Genomic DNA, 5,871 nt, shown 5'->3' on the forward strand with positions numbered 1-5,871 from the left:
CGGACGGGTCGTCGAGCGCTGGATCATCGGCGACGACCTGTCGCTGCTGCGCCAGCTCGGCCTGATCTGACAGGTGGTCGCCTCCCGTCGGGCGGGCCGGTTCACTCGACGCCCTCCTGACAGGGGAGGGACCCGGCTTCGTCGGCGACAGGGTTCTCGACAGCCGTTGACAAGGTTCCTCGGCGGGAGGAACGTGGCGACGCAGGCGCTTGGCTCAGCTGGACGGTCGAGCCCGACGTTCGAGGAGAGGATCGCGTGATAGTCCCGTTCAGTGTCATGGACTTCCTGGATCGCGCGGCGGCTGTCTATCGCGACCGGCTCGGCGTCGTCGACGAGCCGCACCAGCCGGCATCCTCGATGGGAGAGCTCACCTACGGTGAGCTCGGTGCCAAGGCTGCGGCCATGGCCGCGCACCTGGACCGGCTTGGCATCGAGGTGGGCGAGCGGGTCGCCTTCGTCTCGCACAACAGCGCCCGACTGCTGGCTGCCTTCTTCGGTGTCTCGGGGTACGGCCGGGTGCTGGTGCCGGTGAACTTCCGGCTCTCTGCGAGGGAGGTCGGCTACATCGTCGAGCACAGCGGGGCGCGGGTGCTCTATGTCGACCCCGAGCTCGAGCACGACCTCGCGGACGTCGAGTGTGAGCACAAGTTCCTGATCGGACAGGACGAGGACCTGTTCATCGACGGGATCGCCCCCAGGGCGTGGGAGCCCGACGAGAACGCCACGGCGACGATCAACTACACCTCCGGGACGACCGCGCGCCCCAAGGGTGTGCAGCTGACGCACCGCAACCTCTGGACCAACGCGATGACGTTCGCCCTGCACGCCGGCGTCACCGACCGGGACGTCTACCTGCACACGCTGCCGATGTTCCACGCCAACGGCTGGGGGATGCCGTTCGCCATGGCCGGCATGGGAGTTCCGCAGGTGGTGCTGCGCAAGGTCGATGGCGCAGAGATCCTCCACCGCGTCGAGCGCCACGGTGTCACCGTTCTGTGTGCGGCCCCGGCGGTGGTCAATGCCGTCCTGGGTGCCGCCTCCACGTGGCAGGGCCAGGTCCCTGGCCGCGGTCGGGTCAGGATCATCTGCGCGGGTGCCCCGCCGCCGACCAAGACGATCGTCCGGGTCGAACAGGAGCTGGGCTGGGAGTTCATCCAGATCTACGGCCTGACCGAGACGTCGCCGCTGCTGACCATCAACCGCGGGCGCTCCGAGTGGGACACCCTTCCTCCGCAGGAGCGGGCGGCCAGGCTGGTGCGCGCAGGTGCACCGGCCATCGGCGTGACGCTGAAGGTCTCCCAGGACGCAGAGGTGCTGGCCCGGTCGAACGTGGTGCTGGAGGGCTACTGGAATCAGCCCGAAGAGACCGGGGCAGCCCTCGGTGACGGATGGTTCCACACCGGCGACGGAGGCATGATCGACGACGACGGCTACCTGACCATCCAGGACCGCAAGAAGGACGTCATCATCACCGGCGGCGAGAACGTGTCCTCGATCGAGGTCGAGGACGTCATCTTCTCCCACCCCGAGGTCGCCGAGGTCGCCGTCATCGGCGTCCCGGACGAGAAGTGGGGGGAGACCATCAAGGCGCTGGTCGTCAGGGTCGAGGGTTCCGACCTCAGGGAGGCCGACCTCATCGCCCACTGCAAGGCGCAGGCGGCTCATTACAAGGCGCCGACGTCGGTCGAGTTCCGCGAGGCGCTGGCCCGAACGGCTACCGGCAAGCTGCAGAAGTACAAGCTGCGCGAGCCGTACTGGGAGGGACGAGACCGCCGAGTCAACTAGGGCGGGGCCATCGTCGACCAGCTCTTGGCGGGAGCACTGGGTGGCTGATCACAGGGGTTCCTGGCCGACCCCGTGGTGCTTGCAGGGGGTCCCACCACCTCAGCTGATTTCGAATTAACGCGTGTTGACACGAATATGAATTGCCGTTAACGTCCAGTGACATGAATAGTCCTCTGTCCCCGGCTGCAGGTGCCCCGGTCCCCGACGCCCCCACCCGGACGTACCGGATGACGGCGCGCGCCCGGGCGGTGGAGGAGACGCGGGGGCGGATCCTCGACGCGGTGCTCCTGCTGCACGAGCAGCGGCTCTCCGCCGACATCTCGCTCGCCGACGTCGCGGACGAGGCGGGGGTCAGCGTCCAGACGGTGCTGCGCCACTTCGGCAGCCGCGAAGGACTCATCGACGCCGCGATCGAGCGGGCGACGGCCGATGTCGAGGCCGAGCGCCGCAGCGATCCGGGGGACGTCGCCGGCGCCGTGCGTGCGGTCGTCGAGCACTACGAACGCCGCGGCGACGGGGTCCTCCTGCTCCTCGCGCAGGAGGGGTCCGAGGCCTTCGCGGCCAACGTCACCGCCACGGGGCGGGCGCTGCACCGACGCTGGGTGGAAACGTGCTTCGGCCCGCTCCTGCCGCGGGGGCCCGCCCGCGCGGCGACGGTCGACCTCCTCGTCGTCGCCACCGACGTCTACACCTGGAAGCTCCTGCGCCGGGACCGTGGACTGTCGGCGCAGTCAACTCGCACCCGGATGGAGACGCTCGCGAGGGCCGTCCTCGCCGCCACCGCACCGGGCGACTGAACCACCCGCCGGGCCGCCACCGCCCGGATCGCCACCGACCGAAGGAGTCGTCATGGCCGAGATCATCGTCGTCACGTGGGACGGCGGGGGGAACGTTCCCCCTGCCATGGCGATCGCGCGCGAGCTCGCGGACCGCGGGCACGGCATCCGCGTGCTCGGTCACCGCGGTCAGCGGGATGCCATCGAGGGTGCCGGGTTCACGGCGGTTGCGACCACGCACGCCCGGGACTTCCGGGCCGGTGACCCGCACTCGACCCGTGACCTCCTGGCGACGTTCGGCGATCGTGGGATGGCTCGTGACCTGCTCGATGAGCTCCGGCGGCGCCCGGCCGACCTCGTGCTCGTCGATGCCCTCATGCTCGGTGCCCTGGACGCTTCACGTGCGAGCGGTGTGCCGTACGCAGTCCTCGAGCACTTCTACGACGAGCACTACCGCACTGCACTGCGCGGGCCGCTCGGGCTCGTCCTGCGCGCCACCGGGCTGCGCCCCGGGCGGAGCCTGCGCGACGCGGCCGTGCGGGTCGTGATGACCCTGCCCGAGCTCGACCTTGTCCGCCCCGGCGGCGTCGTGCGACAGGTCGGGCCGCTCGTCTCCTGGCGGCCGAGAAAGCAGTGCGAGCCCACCGTCCTGGTGAGCCTGAGCACCTTCGGCTACGCGGGGATGGCGGATCGGCTCCAGACCGCGGTGCAGGGGTGCGCGGGCCTTCCGGCCAAGGTCATCGTCACCACCGGCCCGCACATCGACCCCGACTCCCTGAACGCGCCCGCCTGGGTCGAGGTGCACCGCTTCGCCCCGCACGCCGAGCTCATGCCCGGGGTCAGCGTGCTGCTCGGGCACGGAGGGCACGGCACGGCGATGGCCGCACTGGCCCACGACATCCCGGTCGCGGTGTTTCCCCTCGACCCCAAGGCCGACCACGAAATGCTGGGCCGCAGCCTCGAACGGGCCGGCGCGGGACGGCTTTTGCGGCGCAGGGCATCCGCTCACGACGTCCGCGATGCTGTCGCGGCACTGCTGGCCGACGGGCCCCACCGGGATGCCGCGGCGCGCCTCGGTGCCCGGGTCCGGTCCTCCGCAGGAGCCGTGGGTGCGGCTGATGCGCTCGAGGCCGCCCTGCCGTCCCATGCGAACACCAAGTGATGGTCAAGGAATCGTAAGTTCTGTGCGCCCTCCCTTCATGTAAAGCGTTTACGCAACTAGCGTCCAGCGCGGATCAATGCCGTCCGCGCGCCCATCCCGTCGCGCGGTCCTGAGGAGGAGCACCGATGCCCGCACCCCGACGCCTGACCGCCGTCCTGATCGGTGGCGCGGTCGCGCTCACCCCAGCGCTCCTGACGGCCGTACCCGCAGAGGCGGCCACGGCATCCGTCGCCCTGGTGGGTGACCTGCAGAGCGAGGTCGGCTGCCCGGGTGACTGGGACCCGGCCTGCACCCAGAGCGAGCTGACCCGCGTCGGTGACACCGAGGTCTTCAAGGGCACCTTCGAGGTTCCCGAGGGCGACTTCGCCTTCAAGGTCGCCCTCAACGGCTCCTGGGCCGAGAACTACGGCGCGGGAGGCACCTTCAACGGCGACAACATCGCGCTGCTGCTCGCCGGCCCGGCGTCGATCACCTTCACCTTCGACGACGCCACGAACATGGTCTCCTTCGCGCCCGCCGACCTCGACGAGGGAACCACCGCCGCTGACGCCGAGCTGGCCGAGAACTCGTTGCGCTCGGCGCTGACTCGTGAGCGGTTCTACTTCGTCATGGCTGACCGGTTTGCCAACGGCTCGACCGCGAACGACCGCGGTGGGCTCACGGGTGGGCCGCTGAAGACCGGCTACGACCCCACCCACAAGGGCTTCTACCACGGTGGTGACCTCAAGGGCATCACCGAGAAGCTGGACTACATCAAGGGCATGGGCACCACCGCGATCTGGCTCACCCCCAGCTTCAAGAACAAGCCGGTTCAGGGCGGCCCCGGCCAGGAGAGCGCCGGCTACCACGGGTACTGGATCACCGACTTCACCCAGATCGACCCGCACCTCGGGACCAACGAGGACATGAAGGACCTCATCGACGCCGCGCACGCCAAGGGGATGAAGGTCTTCTTCGACATCATCACCAACCACACCGCCGACGTCATCGACTACGAGGAGAAGCAGTACACCTACCGCTCCAAGAAGGCCTACCCGTACGAGGATGCCGCAGGCGAGCCGTTCGACGACCGCGACTACGTGAGCAAGCCGGCCGCCGAGTGGCCCGAGCTCGACGCCGGATCCTTCCCGTACACCCCGTTCCTCGCCGAGGGGGACGAGGACGCCAAGACCCCGGCCTGGCTCAACGACCCGACGATGTACCACAACCGGGGCGACTCGACCTTCGCCGGTGAGTCCTCGACGTACGGCGACTTCATCGGCCTGGACGACCTGTTCACCGAGCGGCCCGAGGTCGTCGACGGCATGGGTGAGATCTACAAGAGCTGGGTCGAGTTCGGCATCGACGGCTTCCGGATCGACACCGTGAAGCACGTCAACCTCGAGTTCTGGCAGAAGTTCGTGCCGGACATCCTCGGCGCGGCCGACCGCATCGGCAACGACGACTTCTTCGCCTTCGGCGAGGTCTACGACGGCAACCCCGCGGTGATGTCGGAGTACACGACGGCCGGCAAGCTCCAGGCCACGCTCGACTTCGGGTTCCAGCAGCAGGGCGTCGACTTCGCCAAGGGCAACCCGACCGACGTGCTGAGCGACTTCTTCGCCAAGGACGACTGGTACACCGACCCCGACAGCAACGCCTACCAGCTGCCGACCTTCCTCGGGAACCACGACATGGGCCGGGCCTCGATGTTCCTGGCGCGCGACGGGCAGAGCGAGGCCGAGCACCTGGCACGCGTCAAGCTCGCGCAGTCGCTGATGTTCACGACCCGCGGCAACCCCGTGACCTACTACGGCGACGAGCAGGGCTTCGTCAGCACGGGCGGGGACCAGGCCGCTCGCGAGGACATGTTCGCCAGCCAGGTAGACCTCTACAACACCGAGACAGTGCTCGGCGGCCCCGAGGGATCGAGGGACCGCTTCAACACCAAGCACCCTCTCTACAACCACGTGAAGACCCTCTCCCAGGTGAGGGCCGCACACCCGGCCCTCGCAGACGGCGCCCAGATCGCTCGTTACGCGACCGACGGCCCCGGCATCTTCGCGATCTCGCGGATCGGCTCCGACACCAAGGGCAAGCCGGGCAACGCCGCGGGCGAGAGCAAGGGCAAGGGAGAGGACAAGGGCAAGGGCAAGGGCAAGGGCAAGG

4 protein-coding genes are annotated in these 5,871 nt (G+C 69.1%); all 4 read left to right on the forward strand.

Annotated features, from left to right (window positions below; genetic code table 11):
• Positions 1-255: 255 nt before the first annotated feature.
• On the forward strand, positions 256-1,785 hold the full coding sequence (locus PLL68_RS02580) for an AMP-binding protein (protein ID WP_324531368.1): 1,530 nt from the start codon (positions 256-258) through the stop codon (positions 1,783-1,785).
• Positions 1,786-1,946: 161 nt separating this feature from the next.
• Positions 1,947-2,582 (forward strand): TetR/AcrR family transcriptional regulator, encoded by a 636-nt coding sequence (locus PLL68_RS02585; RefSeq protein WP_324531370.1) that lies wholly within the window; start codon positions 1,947-1,949, stop codon positions 2,580-2,582.
• Between the two features lie 52 nt (positions 2,583-2,634).
• Positions 2,635-3,723, forward strand: coding sequence for a glycosyltransferase (locus PLL68_RS02590; protein WP_324531372.1), 1,089 nt, complete (start codon positions 2,635-2,637; stop codon positions 3,721-3,723).
• Between the two features lie 125 nt (positions 3,724-3,848).
• Positions 3,849-5,871: alpha-amylase family glycosyl hydrolase (locus PLL68_RS02595; RefSeq protein WP_324531374.1), on the forward strand; the 2,023-nt coding region annotated here is incomplete at its 3' end.

Origin of the sequence: Ornithinibacter sp. (genome assembly GCF_035443565.1) — a bacterium.
GTDB lineage: Bacteria > Actinomycetota > Actinomycetes > Actinomycetales > Dermatophilaceae > Fodinibacter.

Excerpts from the sequence above, each read along its gene's own strand:
- PLL68_RS02585 (WP_324531370.1), top strand. The coding sequence starts at position 1,947 with ATGAATAGTCCTCTGTCCCCGGCTGCAGGTGCCCCGGTCCCCGACGCC.
- PLL68_RS02590 (WP_324531372.1), top strand. The coding sequence starts at position 2,635 with ATGGCCGAGATCATCGTCGTCACGTGGGACGGCGGGGGGAACGTTCCC.